At 45.7% G+C, this 17798-nt stretch carries 17 protein-coding genes; 6 read left to right on the forward strand and 11 right to left on the reverse strand.

The genetic code is table 11. From position 1 onward, the window contains the following. Nucleotides 1-3: 3 nt before the first annotated feature. From IE104_RS02110 to IE104_RS02120, 3 genes are all read right to left on the reverse strand, one after another. Nucleotides 4-1854 carry a PAS domain-containing sensor histidine kinase gene (locus tag IE104_RS02110; RefSeq protein WP_189415627.1) on the reverse strand — a complete coding sequence of 617 codons (1851 nt, stop codon included), beginning with the start codon at nt 1852-1854 and terminating at the stop codon, nt 4-6. A gap of 25 nt (nt 1855-1879) precedes the next feature. Beyond that, the gene (locus tag IE104_RS02115) at nt 1880-3031 is read right to left on the reverse strand and encodes an FIST signal transduction protein (protein ID WP_189415629.1); all 1152 of its coding nucleotides are present in this window, start codon (nt 3029-3031) and stop codon (nt 1880-1882) included. A gap of 164 nt (nt 3032-3195) precedes the next feature. Then, a complete protein-coding gene (locus IE104_RS02120; RefSeq protein WP_189415631.1) occupies nt 3196-4596 on the reverse strand; it encodes an esterase-like activity of phytase family protein in 1401 nt (466 codons plus the stop codon). A gap of 223 nt (nt 4597-4819) precedes the next feature. Between IE104_RS02120 and fdxA the strand changes: the two genes are divergently transcribed. From fdxA to IE104_RS02145, 5 genes are all read left to right on the forward strand, one after another. Further along, entirely contained in the window at nt 4820-5143 is a 324-nt protein-coding gene (fdxA, locus tag IE104_RS02125) for a ferredoxin FdxA (RefSeq protein WP_189415633.1), read from the forward strand. 123 nt (nt 5144-5266) lie between these two features. Then, complete coding sequence (locus tag IE104_RS02130; protein ID WP_189415635.1) at nt 5267-5605, forward strand: metalloregulator ArsR/SmtB family transcription factor; 339 nt, start codon at nt 5267-5269, stop codon at nt 5603-5605. A 17-nt stretch (nt 5606-5622) separates the two neighbouring features. Continuing rightward, complete coding sequence (locus IE104_RS02135; RefSeq protein ID WP_189415637.1) at nt 5623-6627, forward strand: ArsJ-associated glyceraldehyde-3-phosphate dehydrogenase; 1005 nt, start codon at nt 5623-5625, stop codon at nt 6625-6627. Continuing rightward, nucleotides 6627-7841 carry an organoarsenical effux MFS transporter ArsJ gene (gene arsJ / locus IE104_RS02140; protein ID WP_189415639.1) on the forward strand — a complete coding sequence of 405 codons (1215 nt, stop codon included), beginning with the start codon at nt 6627-6629 and terminating at the stop codon, nt 7839-7841. Before IE104_RS02135 ends, arsJ begins: the two co-directional genes overlap by 1 nt. Beyond that, a complete protein-coding gene (locus IE104_RS02145) occupies nt 7828-9108 on the forward strand; it encodes a hypothetical protein (RefSeq protein WP_189415641.1) in 1281 nt (426 codons plus the stop codon). Before arsJ ends, IE104_RS02145 begins: the two co-directional genes overlap by 14 nt. 3 nt (nt 9109-9111) lie before the next feature. On the opposite strand, the gene IE104_RS02150 is transcribed toward IE104_RS02145, so the two are convergent. Both IE104_RS02150 and IE104_RS02155 read right to left on the reverse strand, forming a co-directional pair. Continuing rightward, the gene (locus IE104_RS02150; RefSeq protein ID WP_189415643.1) at nt 9112-9438 is read right to left on the reverse strand and encodes a YnfA family protein; all 327 of its coding nucleotides are present in this window, start codon (nt 9436-9438) and stop codon (nt 9112-9114) included. A gap of 5 nt (nt 9439-9443) precedes the next feature. Continuing rightward, on the reverse strand, nt 9444-9857 hold the full coding sequence (locus IE104_RS02155; protein ID WP_189415645.1) for a MerR family transcriptional regulator: 414 nt from the start codon (nt 9855-9857) through the stop codon (nt 9444-9446). Between the two features lie 92 nt (nt 9858-9949). On the opposite strand from IE104_RS02155, the gene IE104_RS02160 reads away from it, so the two are divergent. Continuing rightward, the gene (locus IE104_RS02160) at nt 9950-10225 is read left to right on the forward strand and encodes a hypothetical protein (protein ID WP_189415647.1); all 276 of its coding nucleotides are present in this window, start codon (nt 9950-9952) and stop codon (nt 10223-10225) included. Nucleotides 10226-10402: 177 nt separating this feature from the next. Here IE104_RS02160 and IE104_RS02165 read toward each other — a convergent pair whose 3' ends face one another. From IE104_RS02165 to IE104_RS02190, 6 genes are all read right to left on the reverse strand, one after another. After that, entirely contained in the window at nt 10403-10906 is a 504-nt protein-coding gene (locus tag IE104_RS02165) for a YdeI/OmpD-associated family protein (protein ID WP_189415649.1), read from the reverse strand. A 34-nt stretch (nt 10907-10940) separates the two neighbouring features. Further along, complete coding sequence (locus tag IE104_RS02170) at nt 10941-14048, reverse strand: efflux RND transporter permease subunit (protein WP_189415651.1); 3108 nt, start codon at nt 14046-14048, stop codon at nt 10941-10943. Between the two features lie 53 nt (nt 14049-14101). Continuing rightward, nucleotides 14102-15409 carry an efflux RND transporter periplasmic adaptor subunit gene (locus IE104_RS02175; protein ID WP_189415654.1) on the reverse strand — a complete coding sequence of 436 codons (1308 nt, stop codon included), beginning with the start codon at nt 15407-15409 and terminating at the stop codon, nt 14102-14104. Beyond that, nucleotides 15406-16704 carry a TolC family protein gene (locus IE104_RS02180; protein ID WP_189415656.1) on the reverse strand — a complete coding sequence of 433 codons (1299 nt, stop codon included), beginning with the start codon at nt 16702-16704 and terminating at the stop codon, nt 15406-15408. Before IE104_RS02180 ends, IE104_RS02175 begins: the two co-directional genes overlap by 4 nt. Before the next feature lie 73 nt (nt 16705-16777). Beyond that, complete coding sequence (locus IE104_RS02185; RefSeq protein ID WP_189415658.1) at nt 16778-17155, reverse strand: hypothetical protein; 378 nt, start codon at nt 17153-17155, stop codon at nt 16778-16780. Nucleotides 17156-17233: 78 nt separating this feature from the next. Further along, a complete protein-coding gene (locus tag IE104_RS02190) occupies nt 17234-17767 on the reverse strand; it encodes an energy transducer TonB (protein WP_189415659.1) in 534 nt (177 codons plus the stop codon). Between the last annotated feature and the right edge of the window lie 31 nt (nt 17768-17798).

Genomic DNA, 17798 nt, shown 5'->3' on the forward strand with positions numbered 1-17798 from the left:
AGTCTAAGGTGAATTAGCAAGGGGTAAGCTAAACCAAAAGCAGGTTCCCACGCCAAGCTCGCTTTCAAAACCAATATTGCCGCCCATTTTTTCGATCAGGGTTTTACTGATTTTTAAACCTAACCCGGTACCGCCTTGCTTGCGGGTATCGGAACTGTCGGCTTGCGCGAAGGCGCTGAAAATACGGGCGCGAAATTCAATAGGGATTCCGGCACCGTGGTCTCGCACAGAAACTTTGGCTTTGTTATCGGCGATGCTCAATGAAATTTCCACGGCGCGATCTGGCGGCGAGAATTTGGCTGCATTGGAAAACAAGTTGCTCATGACTTGCATAAGCCGGTCGGCATCGGCGATTACCTTAATGCCTGAGGGATGATCACATAATTCAAAGCGAGTGTTGTAAGTGTGTGCATAGGCACTGTTGGATTCAATCGCGAGCTCAACCAGCGAGGCTAAATTTATATAATCCATATTCAAACTCATTTTACCTGCCATGAGTTTTTCCATATCGAGAATATCGTTGACGAGTGCAACTAAACGCTGGCTATTTTTATGAGCGATTTTTATAAGCTTTAAGGGTTCATCAGCAATGGGGCCTGCCATTCCAGCATCCAGCAAACCGAGTGCACCGCGAATGGATGTAATAGGCGTACGCAATTCGTGGCTCACCACAGAAACAAATTCAGATTGCACCTGAGCTATGCGACGGCGTTCAGTAACATCGTTGAGCGTTCCGGTAAAGGCGAGCGTGTTGGTGTCTTCATCAATTTCGCTTTGCAAGGTTAACTCGAGCCAGCAGTATTTTTCAGTTTTGCTATTGAAACGTAGTTCGCCTTTGTAGGTATCAATTGTTTTATCGCACAGGTTTTTAAAAATCGAAACCGCTTGGTCAAAATCGTTAATATGTACGAAGTCTAAAAAATTCCGGCCAAGTGTTTCGGCAATTGTAAAATGGGTAATGGCTTCCCATGCGCTGTTAAGAAAGAGTAGCGAGCCTTCGCTATCCATTTGGAAAATAACTTCGCTCACGCTCTCAATTAAATTTCGATGCTGGCGTTCGCTGGCGATAATTTTTTCTGCCATGTGTTTGCTGGCACTAATGTCTGTGAGAATACCGATAAATTGATAGGGTTTACCGTGGTCGTCCAAAAACGGAACTATGGTTGCGTTGACCCAATAAGGATGGCCGCTTTTACTCTGGTTACAAATTTCACCGCGCCACACTTTTCCTGCAATGATGGTATTCCACAGAGCTTCAAAAAAATGGTGGTCATGTTCGTGGGAGTGAATAATGTTGTGATTTTTTCCAACTAGTTCGTCGCGCGCATAACCGCTGATATCGCAAAATTTATCGTTCACATAACGAATAATTCCCTGGGTATCCGTAATGCTTACAATCGCGTGTTGATCCATTGCAAAACGCTGGTTGAATAATTCAAGGCGGCGCTGTTCTTGTTGTTCAATCAGTGTTGAAAGCAGTGAAGAGAAACCTTCCAAATCATCAGCGTCGGGAATGCGGTGTACTTGTTCGCTTTGGTCTAATAATCTACTGGCGGCTTCGCGCACAGATTGCAACACGCGATTGCGGCTCGCAATATCGCCGCGCATTTTTTGGTTAATTTCGTTGAGTTCGGAGGAGCTTTGTTCAAGGCTGCGCGAGCGCAACATTAAATCGCGGTCGCTTTGTTCGTAAGTAGAATCCACGCGCTTAAGTAACTCTTGCAAACCTTCCACAAACAAACGCAACTCTGGCGATAACTTTGCTTGTTGCAAGTTGTCCAGGTATTGCGAGAGGTCGGCTTCGGAATCAACTCCGCAAAGCCGACGCAATTGTCGTGCAAGCGTTGGGTGCATGGTTAATCGTCGCTCATGGGATTTGTTATTCCGTTAGTTCGCTCATCCAGGTAATTGTCATGGTTTGGTTGTGTAAGCGGCTTTCGTGATGAAACTCGGTGCCCGCAATTTCGCCGTTAGAGTAGTAACCGGCGATGGTGGTATTTTTTCCTAACATGTCCGCGACTGCTTCAACTTCTTCGTCAATGCGATCTCCCATGACAAGTTTGCGGCCGACACAGCTCACTAAAATTGCCAGGCTCTTATCTGGCACTTGTGGATGATTTTTCTGCGCAGTTATGGCGGCAGTTTCTGCGCCATTAATTAATTTGTCGGTACTGGAGTGCATGAGCTCCAAATATCCGTTGGGGTCTATATCGCCTGCGAGGGTAAGCGAACCTTCGGCTTCATCAATGGCTAAAATTGTGCGAAAAATTCCGTGCTTTTCTTGCGCGCTGTTGAGCATGGCGAAGGGAAAAAGTAAGCCGGAACTCGGCAAGTCTTTGGCGTAATCACCCAAATAACGTTTGTATACATCGAGCGCGCGTGCGCCGTCCAATTCATAGAGCACGTTGCCATCACAGCGTGTGACTTTGCGTGCGGGGCCAAAGGGTTCCCAGCCCCCATAGCTGCCGTAACTGAGCTGAATTTTGGATCCATAGAGCCCAACTGCGACTATATGATGGTTGCTGCTACCCGCAGGGCCAAGTGTCCAGGTTTGTTTAAAGGCGCCCGCATCGGCAGCTAATCCACCGGAGATTTTTACACCCTTGGGTAAGTGTGATTCCAACCCTGCTACGAGAGCACTACCATTAATAGCAACCCCGATTCCCAAGAGCAAAACGCCGGTCAAATTATCTGGAGCCAGAGCTGAACCAAGGCGAGCGCCAGCAGCAAATGAATCATTCATATCGGCTATTGCAGTAGTGACCGCTTTGGCCTGCGTATGTTCGAAATTAATGAGCGTGAGTATGCAGCTGTTGTCGTAAACACGATCTATAGCGATTTCGCCCGCAGTGGAACAGCCAATAATGGCGCAATTGGGTGCTGCGCGTTTTAGTGCGTCAGCCAAATCCGGGGTTTCAAAAAAGCTGAGGGCTCCAAACACCAAAATTAGATCTGGCGCGAGTTCCTGTAAAGGATTGAGCTGCGCTTCAAGGGGCGTCACTTGTTTTAGGTGGATTTGCGTTATTTTCATTAGGGAACCGTGGCTACTGAGCTGTAACTGGAATTGTTATCAAATGCTAGTCTCTGATAAGCCTAGCTCAGTAATGAGGCTGAGCAAGCTGCCGGTTCCCCTGCCCCAAAAAGCACAAAGCCCGCAAGCGGGCTTTGTGTTAAACCTATGTAGCCTAAACGGGATTAGTGCTTGCGACGCACAAAGCTCATACCGGCCAAACCGAGCAAGAATAAAATGGCGGTAGATGGTTCGGGCACATTAACGCTAATTTTTTGCGCTACGTAATTTTGCAAATCTGCATCGCTAAAACCAAACACGTAAAAATTGCTGGGGTTGTTAAAACCCTGCGGATGCTTGCTGTCAGTAATAGTGGAGAGGAAATCGTTATCGTTAGAAATCCACAAGGTGTGCAAGGTTTGGTTATTGAAAACAACATCTTCACCAAAGGTCATACCTTCGATTTTGGCTGGAATGTTTTGCGCTGCAATGCCCGCGTTCACCAACAAATCTTTGAAGTCCAGGGATAAGGTTTTGCCCACTGCTTTTGACGCAAGGTTGCCAGAAAGACCGGTAATGTCTTGCGCACCGTTCAAATCAATTTTGAAAATTTGTTTTGCAACTGCATTGCTGTTGTCGCCCAAGCCTTTACCGTCGCGTTCATCAACCAAAAATTCATGATCATTAATCGCAACAATCTCACTCACACCAGAGCCAGTTGTTAGTTGGTAGGCGTATTCATGAGTGGTGCCTGAGGCGATGTCCACAGTCACAATACGAACGACTTTATTAGTATCTTGCAGCAAAGGTGCTTGCATGATGCCGACTAAAGTTTTGCCATCAGGCGTAATTGCCAAACCTTCCATGCCTTTGTTAGTGGTGCGGCCAGCAGTATTGCCACCAATTTCAGCTGCTTCGGTAGGGGCTACATTGGCAATTGCCAATTCACTGGGTAAGGTGAAGGTTTTGATGCGCTCGCCAGTTGTACGATCAAATTGATAAACATAGGGGCCGTATTCGTCAGAAATAAATACGCTTTTTCCATCGTTAGAAATGCGTACACCTTCCGGATCGAGGCGCGCATTGTTAGCCGACGTTGAGTTACCCGCGCCAAAGTTGTCAGAGCGACCACTGAAGAAGTAGTGGCTAGCATCATTTTGTGCCGGTGCACCGTTTGCGGCGTAATTCAAAGCAGTGCTGCTAAACAATAAAGTGGTATTAGTCAGCGTTGGTGTAATAGTGAAAGGCAGGCCACTGTTACTAGCGGTAAGTTGCATATTCAGCGTTTGGAAACGTGGAATATAAGTTGTGGTGTTGTCCACCGCTGCGCCGCCTGCGTAAGCTTGAGCATTAGGGCCACGATCAGGCAGAGCGATAAATGTGTTATTGCCTGCATAAGCCAAACCTGAACCCAAACCGCCAAAGACATTAGCATTAACGCCGCTTTCCAAGGTGCCGGTCAGGCCAGATTTATCAGCAGTACCGCTAATGCTGCCAATACCCAGAAGCACGGGAGCCGCTTGGCTCGCCAAGCTGATTGAAGAGATAAGGCTGAACAGCGCCAAATTTTTAAAGGACTTATTCATGGTGATATTCCGGAGTGATGAAGGATGTTGTCACCATAAATGTCATTTGTTACGGCTTTATGTCTGAAAACCAAATTTCTTGCGAGAAAATAAAAAAATAGGAATAAGTGAAAATCCAACTGGTATCAGTAAAAGTGATACTGCTTATAAATATAATCAGTTTTACAGATATTGATTTTTTTAATAGAGTGGCGGGCATTATTCCCTGTGTTACGGAGCTGCTATGTCATTTGTAGTTACTGAAAACTGCATCAAATGTAAACACACTACCTGTGTTGCCGTTTGCCCGACTGATGCATTCAGAGAAGGCCCCAATTTTTTGGTAATTGACCCTGTTTCCTGCATCGATTGCAATTTGTGCCCGGTTGAATGCCCTATAGGTGCAATTTTTGAAGAAGATGATGTGCCGGAAGATCAGAAGCACTTTATTGCCTTGAACGCTGAGCTGGCGGCGGAGTGGCCGGAAATATCAATCGTTAAAGACGCGCTTCCTGATCATGAACAATGGAACAATGTTCCCAATAAGTTGGCATTACTGGAGCGTTAACCAAAGTTCCACGATTTATCCCGCATTATCCCGATAGCCTATTTTTACCATGCAGTGATTTACATATACGAAATTTCATATATATTGATTTTCGTATATGTAAACCAATAGCTGGTAATCCCCATGTTTACCCCCGATCTGATCTGTAAAACCCTTTCGGACTCCACGCGAGCCCGCATAGCCCTGTTGATAGCGCGCGAGCAAGAGCTATGCGTCTGCGAACTCACCTGCGCACTTGATGACATCCAACCCAAAATTTCCCGCCACCTTGCGCTTTTGCGTGAAGCGGGGGTTTTGGCCGATCGTCGCCAGGGCCAATGGATTTATTACAGCTTGCATCCTGAGTTGCCTGAATGGGTAAGGGCGATGCTAAGTACCATGCTGGAAGCCAACAAAGATTGGCTAGCCGAAAACCACCAGCGCCTGTGCGAAATGCAAGACCGTCCCAATCGCTGCTGTTAACGTTTAAGAGATAGAAAATGAAAAAAATTAAAGTGGGCATTAATGGTTTTGGTCGTATTGGTCGCCTGGTTTTGCGTGCGTCTTATCTGTGGCCAGAATTTGAATTTGTACAAATTAATGACCCGGCCGGCGATGCCGCAACTTTTGCACATCTTCTAAAATTTGATTCCATTCAAGGCACCTTGCATGAAGCAGTAAGTGTCCACGACGATTTTTTGATGATCAAAAATCACAAAATAAAAATGACCGCTAATAAAACAATTGCCGAAACAAATTGGTCCGGGTGTGACCTTGTGCTTGAGTGCAGCGGTAAAATGAAAAGTGTTGCGGTCTTGCAAGAATACTTGAATCAAGGTGTGAAACGTGTGGTTGTGAGTGCTCCGGTAAAAGAAGCCGGCGCGTTAAATATTGTGATGGGGGTGAACCAGCATTTATTTAATTCTGCCGAGTATCGCATTGTTACTGCCGCATCTTGCACGACTAATTGTTTGGCACCCATCGTAAAAGTTATTCATGGAAACTTAGGTATTCGCCATGGCTCTATTACGACCATTCATAATTTAACCAACACCCAAAGTATTTTAGATCAAGCTCACAAAGACTTGCGCCGCGCTCGCTCATCTGGCTCTAATTTAATTCCTACTACAACGGGTTCAGCAACGGCAATCGCAGAAATTTTCCCTGAGTTGCGTGGCCGTTTAAGTGGCCATGCGGTTCGCGTTCCTTTGGCAAATGCGTCTCTTACGGATTGTGTATTTGAAGTGGAGCGAGAAACCAGTGCGAAGGAAGTTAATGCCTTATTAAAAGCAGCAAGTGAAAACGAACTAAAAAATATTTTGGGATATGAAGAATTGCCGCTGGTATCCAATGATTACTGCGGTGATCCACGCTCATCTATAGTAGATGCGCTCTCTACCATGGTGATTAATAAAACCCAGGTGAAAATATATGCCTGGTACGATAATGAATGGGGTTATGCAAACCGTACTGCCGAGTTGGCTAAGCTTGTCGGATCGGTTTAATGAATTCCACCATTCGCCAATACGCGCTGGTGACCGGTAATTACTGGGCATTTACGCTCACCGATGGCGCCTTGCGCATGTTGGTAGTTTTGCACTTCCATCAACTTGGATATAGCCCGCTACAAATTGCTTCCTTATTTTTGTTTTATGAAATTTTTGGCGTAATCACCAATTTGTTTGGTGGCTATTTAGGGGCGCGTATTGGTTTAAACCGCACTATGAATATTGGGCTCGGGTTACAAATTGCGGCCTTATTAATCTTGGTAGTCCCTGTGCAATGGTTAAGCGTACCTTTGGTGATGGCCGCACAAGCGCTGTCGGGCATCGCAAAAGATCTCAATAAAATGAGCGCGAAAAGCTCCATTAAAAGTTTGGTTTCAGCAAATCAGCAAAAACAATTGTTTAGGTGGGTGGCATTACTCACAGGCTCTAAAAATGCCCTTAAAGGCGTCGGTTTTTTTCTCGGCGGTGCACTGCTTGCACTCGTTGGTTTTAAAGGATCTATCTTGGCTATGGCTGCAATGCTCGGTGCTATTTGGTTGGCAAGCTTAATTTTATTGCAGCAGGATTTAGGCAAAGCTAAAAACAAACCAAAATTCTCAGAAGTTTTTTCTAAAAGCCGTGCAATTAATATTTTATCGGCTGCGCGTCTATTTTTATTTGGCGCGCGCGATATTTGGTTTGTAGTAGCGCTGCCGGTGTTTTTAAGTAGTCAACTTGGTTGGAGTTTTTTGAAAGTCGGCGGATTTTTAGCGCTCTGGGTTATTGGTTATGGAGTGGTGCAGTCGGTGGCGCCATACATGACAGGAAAATCCACTGAAAAAGTACCCGATGGACGCAGCGCACTTTGGTGGGCATTAGTTCTGGCTTTTATCACCGCAGCTATAGCGCTTGCAATGACAAATTTTTCGAATGCTCCTGTGTTGATTTCTGGTTTGTGTGTATTTGGTGTTTTGTTTGCAATTAACTCATCGCTACACAGTTATTTAATTGTGAGCTATGCCAGAGAGGATGGCGCTTCAACAGATGTTGGTTTTTATTATATGGCCAATGCATTGGGGCGTTTGGTAGGCACTTTGCTTTCAGGGTGGATTTACCAGGCATCGGGATTGATCGCTTGCTTATGGGTAGCGGCCATTTTTATTGCACTGGCCGCACTCTTATCCCTAGGCTTACCACGTAGCATACAGGTTAATACTGATGAACCGCGATAATGTTTCCGGCTGCAATGCTGATTGCACTGGTCCAGCAAAGATATTAAATCACGATTGCTTTTGCACGACCCTCAATCGTGAGCAGTTGGATCAAATTCTGCGTGCAGACGATAACAATCAGGATGTGCTGGCATCTCACCCACAACTTTTTTCCAACACCACCGTATTTATTTCGCCAGCGCAACTGCAACAGATGCGCGCTATTGTGCAAGCTGTTGAGCGTGTTGTTAGTTTGCCAGCCTATGCAGAAGAAGTCTTGGCGCGAGCCCCCTTAATTGCAAGCTTTAATCCCGGCACGCTCGGCGTATTTATGGGTTACGATTTTCATTTAAGTGCGCAAGGTCCGCAAATTATTGAAATCAACACCAATGCTGGTGGTGCCTTTTTAAATGCTGCATTGGTAAGTGCGCAAACCGAATGTTGCAAGGCTGCCGGTACACCATTGCCTTTTCAGAAAATAAAGCTGGATCAAAAATTTATCAGCATGTTTTTGAATGAATGGAAACTGCAACGCGGCGACAAACAGCTTACGCGAATCGCTATTGTTGACGAAAATCCCACGCAACAATTTCTCTATCCCGAATTTAAAATGGCGCAGCGTTTATTTGAGCGTAATGGTATTGCGGCCATTATTGTTGATCCTGGTGAATTGCAATTCAATGATGGGAAATTGATGCATCAAGGACTCACAATTGATTTGGTTTACAATCGCTTAACGGATTTTTCGTTGGTCGGTGAAGCTCTTTCTGTATTGCGCCAAGCCTATGAGGCGGGTTCTATTGTAGTTACGCCAAACCCCTATCAATATGCTCTATATGCGGATAAGCGCAATCTGATTGCTTTAGGTGATGCGGAACATTTGGAGAAATTAGGTGCAGACGAAAAGGATATTCAAGTCTTGAGTACTGCGGTTCCAAAGACCCAAGCGGTTACCGCAGATAATGCAGAGAATTTATGGTCAACACGCAAGCAGCTATTTTTTAAACCAGCTTCAGGATACGGCAGCCGCGCCGCTTATCGCGGTGACAAACTCACAAAACGTGTGTGGGAAGAAATTTTGCAAAGTGATTATGTTGCGCAACAAATTGTGTTGCCTGGCGAGCGCGGAATTTTGGTAGACGATGAACCAACAGCGTTAAAAATGGATATTCGCGCTTACGTTTATAAGGGTGAAATTCAATTGGTGGCGGCGCGTTTATATCAAGGCCAAACCACAAATTTCAGAACGCAGGGTGGTGGTTTTGCGCCTGTATTTGTGGCGCAGTGATTTTTATACACTTTTCCATCCTGCGACAATAATCCCCATGCCTACCAATGCTACGCCTGCGCCCACCCAATCATAAGTAGATAATTTTACGCCATCTACAAATCGCAACCACATTAAGGCTGTTACAACATAAGCGCCGCCATAGGCCGCGTAAACTCGCCCGCTCGCTGCGGGGTGCAATGTCAGTAGCCAAACAAACAACGCCAGGCTTGCCGCAGAAGGCAACAATAACCATATTGAGCCGCCTTTGCGTAACCAAAGATAGGGCAAGAAGCAGCCAACAATTTCTGCCAAAGCTGTTACTACAAAAAGAAAGATTATTTTTATCATAGGATTTACTGTGGTTCAGTAGTTGAGAGTGCATCGACAATGGTGCAATCCGGCGCTTTAGCTCCCGGACAGCAAGACTTGCAACTTTTAGCCATCTCCAGGAGTGAAGCTTTAATTCGCTCCAGTTCGGCCAACTTTTCATTCACTGCAGTCAAATTATTTTGCACCAGAGCCAAGGCTTCGCTGCAGGAGCGCTCGTTATTTTCCGAAAGGCTTAGCAATTCACGCGTTTTCTCCAGTGTGAAACCAAGCCCGCGCGCTTTCAAAATAAATTCCAGGCGTTTTTGATGATTGCGATTGTACAAACGATGCCCGCCATCAGTTCGAAGAGGCGCGTGTAATAGTTGTAGTTTTTCATAATAGCGGATGGTTTCTATAGGGCATCCGGTTGAGCGCGACAATTCACCAATTCCAAGCATAATCAAAATCCGTAAAAGAGCTTGCATCTGTAGTTACTACAGATTTTATCCTGAAGCTTCTTGTAGTGGTAAATAACTTTTAGGAGATTGTTATGAAATTGAGTCCGTCGAAATGGTTTGCAGGCATGGTAGCCTTGGCCTGCGTAGGCTGTTGCGCCATTCCATTGTATGCGCTTGTTACAGGTGTATTCGGTATTGGTTTACTGGGGGTAGGAATGACACAAAATATCCTGGAGCTTATTGTGTGTGTTCTTCCATTGTTTGGTCTTGTTATTGGCTATTTTGTGTATAAATCCAAATCTGTTAATAAAACGTGTTGCAACTCTCCAGATGAAAAGTGCTCAGATACCCAGTGTGCGAACAAATAGGAAGTTGAACTTTACATTGAGCCAATTTTAAAAGTGTTTTACAAAAATTGCGGGTTATCGCGATTGAGATAGCCATGGAAGGCTGAATCCAAAAAAGTGTTGTGTGGCTAGCGGGTTTAGGGTGCAAGTATTATCAAAACTCTTTCTAGCAAATATCCCTTAAGTAACACGCAATTTTTAATTCCAGTCTCTCGCCATATAACGCCCTTTTCCGCCGCCGAGCACATGTAAAGCTTGGCTCAGGTTGCGGTCTTTAGCTTCTTGTGATTTCAAACCAGCAAAATAACGAAGTATTTCTTTTTGCCTGCTGGGAGGCAGGGCATCCCAACCTTCTTGTGCACGAGGATTTTCTTTTAACGCCTTATGCAAATAACTTGGCATAGGATGGGTAGGGCCACCCTTGTAATCCTTATCAAATTCTATTTCTACTCTGACACTATCGCCTACTTTTGTATCTGATGCTTTGCGAACTTCGCCGTGTAAATAGAGATAAAAGCTTCCATCGCCGATTGGCATCATATTAATTCGCCAAGGCGTTTTAGGTTTTCCATTAATACGAACGCACACCGGCATGGGCTTGCGCCAGCTTTCTTTTAAAAAGCTGGCTTGTTCAGCGCTCACCAATATATAAGGATTGATCTTGTTTATTTCGATCACGGATGTGAAGCACAAAATACTCATTCTCTCTCCTATATCTTAATGCGCAACTTATTTATCAGCGTTTGCCATGCACAATTCGATAAAGCGCAGGCAACATCACCAGCGTTAACAAAGTGGAAGAAATAATTCCACCTATGACAACCGTTGCTAAAGGCCTTTGTACCTCAGCACCAATTCCCGTATTTAATGCCATGGGTACAAATCCTAAACTTGCTACCAATGCCGTCATTAACACGGGGCGTAATCGAGTTACGGCGCCTTCAATAATCGCTGGAATTAACTGTCCATTTTCCAAATACGAATTGCGGATAAATGAAAGCATGACTAATCCGTTTAGTACAGCGATACCTGAAAGTGCGATAAATCCGATGCCAGCGGAAATGGAGAGCGGCATATCGCGCAACCAGAGTGCCAAGACACCACCGGTGAGTGCAAGGGGGACGCCGGTGAAAATAATTAGTGCATCCTTCACTGAACCGAACGCCATGATTAATAATGCAATCACCATAATAAGTGTGATGGGCACAATCAAGCTTAAGCGTTTGCTGGCCGATTCAAGTTGCTGAAAAGTACCACCATAATTTAGCCAGTAGCCGGGGGGCAATTTGATTTCGCTAGCAATTTTATTTTGCACTTCTTTTACAAAACTTCCTAAATCACGGTCGCGTACGTTGGCAGTCACTATTACCAAACGTTTTCCATTCTCACGGCTGATTTGATTTGGCGCAGTGGTAAAAGTTAATTGCGCAACTTGCGACAAAGGTACAAAGCCGGGTGCTTTACTAATTGGAATTAAAAGACCTTCAAGAGTGCCTGGATTTACCCGTAAGTTTTCTGGTAAACGGACAACCAGTTCAAAACGTCGGTCACCTTCAAAAACTAAACCTGCAGATTCACCGGCTAGCGCAGTGGATATGACATCTTGCACCTCAGCAATCGTTAAGCCATAACTTGCCAATTCCGTGCGTTTGGGAATGACTGTCAACATGGGCAGGCCAGTAACTTGCTCCACGCGGACATCAGCAGCACCAGGAATAGTTTCTAAAAGTTCGCTAATTTCACTGGCGGATTTGAACATTTGGTCGAGATTGTCGCCTACAACTTTAATCCCCAAGTCTGAACGCACGCCGGAAATAAGTTCGTTAAAACGCATTTCAATCGGTTGTGTAAACTCATAATTGTTGCCAGGAATTGTCTTTACGGCAGCTTCCAGGTCTTCAAGAAAATCGGCTTTGCTGCGGCTTGGGTCAGGCCATTGATCGCGCGGCTTCATGATAACAAAGTTGTCGGCCACGCTTGGCGGCATGGGGTCAGTAGCGACCTCCGCCGTGCCGAGCTTAGCAAATACTTTATCGACTTCTGGAAATTGTTTGATGCGTGCCTCCAGAATTTTTTGCATACCCACAGCTTGTTCTAAACTGGTGCCAGGAATTCGCAAGGCGTGTAACGCAATATCGCCTTCATCTAATTTTGGAATAAATTCTGAACCTAATGTTGTTGCTAACCACGAGCTTGCAATAACCAAAAAAGCAGCACTAGACACCAACCACCAGCGAAGTTTGAGTGCACCCTCTAATAGTGGACGATAAGCATTTTTTGCGGCAAGCATAATTGCATTTTCATGCTCGGCAACTTTTCCATTCATAACCAATGCAATAGCTGCCGGGATAAAAGTAACAGATAAAATTAATGCGGCCACTAACGCAACAACAACCGTAACTGCCATGGGGTGAAACATTTTTCCTTCTACACCCGTAAGCGTAAAAATGGGCAAGTAAACAAGTGTGATAATCCCAACCCCAAATAAGCTGGGGCGAATTACTTCGTTGGTAGCACTGTACGCCAGTTCCAAACGTTCTTTTAGTGGCAACTGCCCACCGTGAAAACGCTGCGCTTCTGCTAAACGTCGAATAGTATTTTCTACAATAATCACCGCGCCATCGACAATTAAACCAAAATCCAGCGCGCCCAAACTCATTAAATTTGCCGACACTCCCAGTTGCAGCATGCCGCTCATTGTCATGAGCATGGTGATAGGAATTATTGCGGCAGTAATTAATGCCGCGCGCAAATTACCGAGTAGAGCGAATAGCACTACTATGACTAGCAGTGCACCTTCCAGCAGATTTTTTTGAACGGTGGCGATAGTTTTGTCCACCAAGGTAGTACGGTTATACACCGCGGCAGCAACGACTCCTTCTGGCAGCGATTGGTTTACTTTTTCCAGCGCGATTGCCAGGTCGCGCGAAACAATGCGCGAATTTTGGCCCATCAACATCATAGCCGTACCGAGCACAGTTTCCTGTCCGTTTTGTGTGGCTGCGCCTGTACGAAGTTCTTTGCCAATCGCAACTTGCGCAACATCCTTTATGCGAATGAAAACGCCTTTGTAACTGCCAATAACAAGTTGTTCAATATCGCTAATGCTTTCGAGTTGCCCTGCAGTGCGAATAAGCCATTGTTGACCGCGAGATTCTATATAACCTGCGCCGCGATTTTGATTATTACCTTCAAGTGCGCTACGAATTTTCTCCATGCTCAATTCATAGGCTAAGAGTTTCGTTGGGTCGGGCGTAACATGGTACTGCTTGCTGTAACCGCCAATGCTATTAATTTCGGTGACGCCTTTTACCAACACAAGTTGCGGCCGAATGATCCAATCCTGAATTTCGCGCAGCGCAGTTGCGTCATAGGCGCTACCGTCCGCTTGTTTTGCATCTGGTTTGGCGGTGACCGTGTACATAAAAATCTCACCAAGCCCGGTTGCAATTGGCCCCATGGTGGGTTCAATCCCTGAAGGTAATTTGCTTTTAATGGTAGCTATACGTTCGTTAATTAAGTTGCGCGCAAAATAAATATCTGTGCCATCGTCAAATACTAAAGTTACTTGCGATAAGCCGTAGCGCGACAGAGAACGTGTGTAGGATAAATGCGGAAGGCCTGAGAGTGCAGTTTCCACTGGCCAGGTAATACGCTGTTCAATTTCCAGTGGCGAATAACCCGGCGCTTCGGTGTTGATTTGCACCTGTACATTGGTGATGTCGGGCACTGCATCAATGGGTAATTGGCGGTAACTCCAGCAACCCAAAATTATAAAGCCGAAAACAATACCTAAAATTAATCGGCGCCGGGCGATGGAAAATCGCAATAAAAACTCAATCATGATGCTCTCCGAAAAACCATGATGCTCTCCAAAAAATCATAAAGGGCTCCTGATTAATGATCATGCGAAGCGCCAGACTTTTCCAAGTCGGCCTTGAGCAAATAACTATTGTCAACCACGTAGTGATCGCCAGGATTTAAACCGTTAATAACCTCGGTAAATTCTCCATCGGTTTGGCCCAATTCAAGCGGACGAATTTCGTAAGTGTCACCCACTTGAACAAACACAACTTGCCAGTCGCGAAAGTTTTGCAATGCACGATTATCTATTCTCAGTGCAACAGGAATTTCGGCGAGCGTGATGGTTCCCTCCAAACTTTGGTTAGGCACCCAATCGTTTTCATGATTAGGTAAAGGTATATGGGCGATAAGTGTGGAGGCGCCGTCTTCATGCGAAGTAAGCGATTCTATATTGCTAAGCGCGCTGCGACCTTCACCTTCTAGTAAAACACTTTGACCGGCTTTAAGTTTATTGGTTTGCGCCGGAAACGCGTGTAGGTGCGCTTCCAATTGCGAATAGTCCACCAAGGTAAATAAAATTTTTTCACCGGTGAATTCATCGGGGTTAGCGTGGCGTTCAATAATGGTTCCGCTAATCGGCGCGGTAATGTTGTATTGGCGTAAGCTCTCGTTAGACTCCACGCTGGCGAGCACATCGCCTACCTTTACCTTATCGCCAATCGTAGCTTTCACTGCGCGTATAACGCCGGGATAGCGCGCTTGTATGTGGCTCACCCGCACAGGATCGGGCAAGGCTTGTCCGTAAAGTTTAATAGTTTGTTTCAAATTTCCTGCTGTAGCAATTGCAGTGGTAACGCCAGATTCTTTTGCGAGTGCTGCGCTTAATTGAACGCGACCTTCGTAAGAAGAAAATTTCCATTGGTGCTTTTTGTTTTTGTAAGTTGCAGTAACTGAAACGTCAAACGAGTGAGGCTCTTGAACCTCGCCTTGTCCGCGTAAAAAATCATCTTGTGGTAAAAAAGTCAATTTGTTGGATTTGGCTGCTGTGGGTGTAGCACTCAGGCGACTTAGCTCCACACTCAATTGCCAATCTTTAGGCGCTATAGCATCGCCATCATCAGTCGCCCACGCACGATATTCGGGTGGCACACCGCGTTCAAAAATAGCGAGCTCTACCGAAAAATCACCATCGCTTAACAGACGACCCTTGTGCGGACCTTTTACAATGTCGGTCTGCCCGCCACTTTCATGCTCGGCACTTCCATGTCCTTCACTCCCATGCCCTGCATGATCATTGTGTTTTTCGGAGCAGGCGGAAATACTTGCGAAAATTATCAATGCGAAAATTTTGCTGCTAATGCGATATTTTGATGTGAATATTTTTTCAAATAATAATTTCATGGCTGCGTCCTCGCGTCCAAATTCGATGAAGGCGTAGCATTGAGTGCTGTGCCAGTAATGCGTTCTATTTCGCTTGCCAGTAAATGAGCACGAGCGGCGGCATTAATTAATTCCAATTGCATTTCCAGCAATTCGCGCTGGGCAAGATTGAGTTCTAAATAGCTATAACGGCCCTGGTTAAATCCATTTTGCGTTGTGCGCATGGCTTGCGATAGGAGAGGGATAGCATCCGCGCGCAGGCTATTCACTTCTGCCAATGCTTGCTCGTAAGCGCCGTGTAAATGAATTAAATGCGCTTGCAATTTCGTACGGGTTGCATCGTGCTCGAGTTCGGCACCGGCTTGATTTGCGCGCGCGGTTGTAAGCGCTCCTGTTGCCCGGCTTGCTGAGCCTAAGGGCATGCTCATGCCTACTACCAAGGCAGAATCATCACTTATTTGTAAACGGCGAACGCCCGCGTTCCAGGTTAGATTGGCTGAGCGTTCCGTTTGTGCTTGTCGCAGTTCTGCAGTGCGTAATTGGATTTGATCGCTTAATACTGCAAGGTCAGGATTGCTTTCTAATTTGGCAAGTAAGGTATCGAGGGGTGCTGATTGTGGCAGCAAAAATAAATTAGCTTCCACTTCTGTAAATTTAGGTTGAGCAAAAGTGATTTGCGGTTTCATCCAAAAAGCGCTGAGTTTTACGCGTTCACTATCCATTTGTTGACGCTTTTTTTCTAGCTCAATTGTGGCGCGTACCACGGAGGCTTTTGCGCGTAACACGTCTGCTTCAGGCGTGCGCCCAGCGTCCCATTGTTTGCTGAGTGATTTTGTATTTTCTTGTGCAGCGTTAAGTCTTTGCTGCAAAAGTTTTAGCTCTTCTTGTGTCGCGGCGAGTGTAATAAATTGTTGGGTGGCTTGCGTAAGCACATCCAACGTCAAAACCCGTTGGGTAGATGCAAGCTGCTGTTGCCTTGCAGTGACAACACCAAGGCGTGCGTCACTTTTTCCACCCAGTTCAATAATAGATGACAGTGACAAAGTGAGTTCGGCTGCATCTGCAGCTTTGAAACTGCCGCTGCCTGCGATATTTTCAAATTGAGCAGATAGATGCAGGCCAGGTTTTAAGGCTGCTGTTTGTTGTTCACCTCGTAAGGCTTTTAATTGAAACTCATACCCGGCAAGTTGCGGATTGTTTTGTAAAGTCGATTGAATAACCTGCTGTAATCGCAAGGAGTTTTGCGCATAGACAGGTGTAGCTAAAATAAAAAACGTAATGGCGCCTAGCGCTATTAGCGGAGGAAAAGTTCTCATGAAATGCTCCAGCAAAATCACCCGTTGATACGGATAATTTCAGGTTCAAATTAAAATTCGAAAAATTTGAATATCAGGCTGGCAGAACAGGTGGCGCGCGTAGCGGAGGACGCAAGCCATTCAAGCGGTGGGGAATTGTACGGAAGTAACTAACAACAAATTTTGCGGGTGCGGTAAAAAATGCAGCTAACAAAAATGCAGCCAGGAGCAGTATAGGTAAATCAATCTTGATGGGTTTAGCCGGTGCAAGTTGGCCTATGTCTACATCTGCATCCAAATGATTTTGGCTGCTATCGTGATCAGCATGTTCACCTAGTGTATGAATATGAACAGTCATCGGTGGTTCTTGACCATCAAAGCACATGTGGCCGTGTGCGCCGCTCCAGCTGGCAAGAAGCCAGATGATCAGGGTCGCAAAGGCGAGGGCTTTATGGTTGAGAATGCTGCGCACAAAAAAAGGCTCTACAAAAAAATAACCCGTGCAGAGTAAAACAATGCACGGGTTATTCTCAAGCTAAAACGCAGTAAATTAATTTGTAGCGAGTAAGCGATCGTATTTGCGGCTCAACATATCGTAAAAAGCTTCACGCACCTGGTTCACGCCCATCTTCAAGGTAGTGATTTGCTCGTGGCTAATATCTTTACGGCATACATAAACTTGTTTGCGGAATACGGCAATTTTGGCGCCATACAAGCGCAGGCTTCGCTCCAGATTTTTTTCGCCGAGCATCAAGAGTTTCGCTTCTGCATCGGCAAGCTTACGAAACTCATTGACCAGTTCGGTATTAACTATGTCTAACTCTTGACGGCGTGCTGTCGGCCAGCGGTCACCAAATTGAATTGACTCCACCACCAGTGACGAATATTTGGCGAAGATGTGGGTGACAGTGCCTACTTGCCCGGAGACTTCTTCCAGAATTTGCAAGCGGCGATTCTCTCGCGGCCCGCTGTTTTGATTGGCGCTGCGCCAGAGAATAAGCCAGGCAACAAGCGCTGCAATCAACGCGCCCAGCCCGATTTTGAGCGAAGTGTCTGTTAATTGAATAAAGGTTTGTGAATCCATGGTAGAAGGCCTCTCTGTCAGAAAAACGTCG

This window comes from Cellvibrio zantedeschiae, assembly GCF_014652535.1.
In the GTDB taxonomy this organism is placed as follows: domain Bacteria; phylum Pseudomonadota; class Gammaproteobacteria; order Pseudomonadales; family Cellvibrionaceae; genus Cellvibrio; species Cellvibrio zantedeschiae.

What these genes read in the sequence shown, in the direction of transcription:
- IE104_RS02110 (WP_189415627.1), bottom strand. Translation starts at nt 1,854, where the DNA reads ATGCACCCAACGCTTGCACGACAATTGCGTCGGCTTTGCGGAGTTGAT.
- IE104_RS02115 (WP_189415629.1), bottom strand. Translation starts at nt 3,031, where the DNA reads ATGAAAATAACGCAAATCCACCTAAAACAAGTGACGCCCCTTGAAGCG.
- IE104_RS02120 (WP_189415631.1), bottom strand. Translation starts at nt 4,596, where the DNA reads ATGAATAAGTCCTTTAAAAATTTGGCGCTGTTCAGCCTTATCTCTTCA.
- fdxA (WP_189415633.1), top strand. Translation starts at nt 4,820, where the DNA reads ATGTCATTTGTAGTTACTGAAAACTGCATCAAATGTAAACACACTACC.
- IE104_RS02130 (WP_189415635.1), top strand. Translation starts at nt 5,267, where the DNA reads ATGTTTACCCCCGATCTGATCTGTAAAACCCTTTCGGACTCCACGCGA.
- IE104_RS02135 (WP_189415637.1), top strand. Translation starts at nt 5,623, where the DNA reads ATGAAAAAAATTAAAGTGGGCATTAATGGTTTTGGTCGTATTGGTCGC.
- arsJ (WP_189415639.1), top strand. Translation starts at nt 6,627, where the DNA reads ATGAATTCCACCATTCGCCAATACGCGCTGGTGACCGGTAATTACTGG.
- IE104_RS02145 (WP_189415641.1), top strand. Translation starts at nt 7,828, where the DNA reads ATGAACCGCGATAATGTTTCCGGCTGCAATGCTGATTGCACTGGTCCA.
- IE104_RS02150 (WP_189415643.1), bottom strand. Translation starts at nt 9,438, where the DNA reads ATGATAAAAATAATCTTTCTTTTTGTAGTAACAGCTTTGGCAGAAATT.
- IE104_RS02155 (WP_189415645.1), bottom strand. Translation starts at nt 9,857, where the DNA reads ATGCTTGGAATTGGTGAATTGTCGCGCTCAACCGGATGCCCTATAGAA.
- IE104_RS02160 (WP_189415647.1), top strand. Translation starts at nt 9,950, where the DNA reads ATGAAATTGAGTCCGTCGAAATGGTTTGCAGGCATGGTAGCCTTGGCC.
- IE104_RS02165 (WP_189415649.1), bottom strand. Translation starts at nt 10,906, where the DNA reads ATGAGTATTTTGTGCTTCACATCCGTGATCGAAATAAACAAGATCAAT.
- IE104_RS02170 (WP_189415651.1), bottom strand. Translation starts at nt 14,048, where the DNA reads ATGATTGAGTTTTTATTGCGATTTTCCATCGCCCGGCGCCGATTAATT.
- IE104_RS02175 (WP_189415654.1), bottom strand. Translation starts at nt 15,409, where the DNA reads ATGAAATTATTATTTGAAAAAATATTCACATCAAAATATCGCATTAGC.
- IE104_RS02180 (WP_189415656.1), bottom strand. Translation starts at nt 16,704, where the DNA reads ATGAGAACTTTTCCTCCGCTAATAGCGCTAGGCGCCATTACGTTTTTT.
- IE104_RS02190 (WP_189415659.1), bottom strand. Translation starts at nt 17,767, where the DNA reads ATGGATTCACAAACCTTTATTCAATTAACAGACACTTCGCTCAAAATC.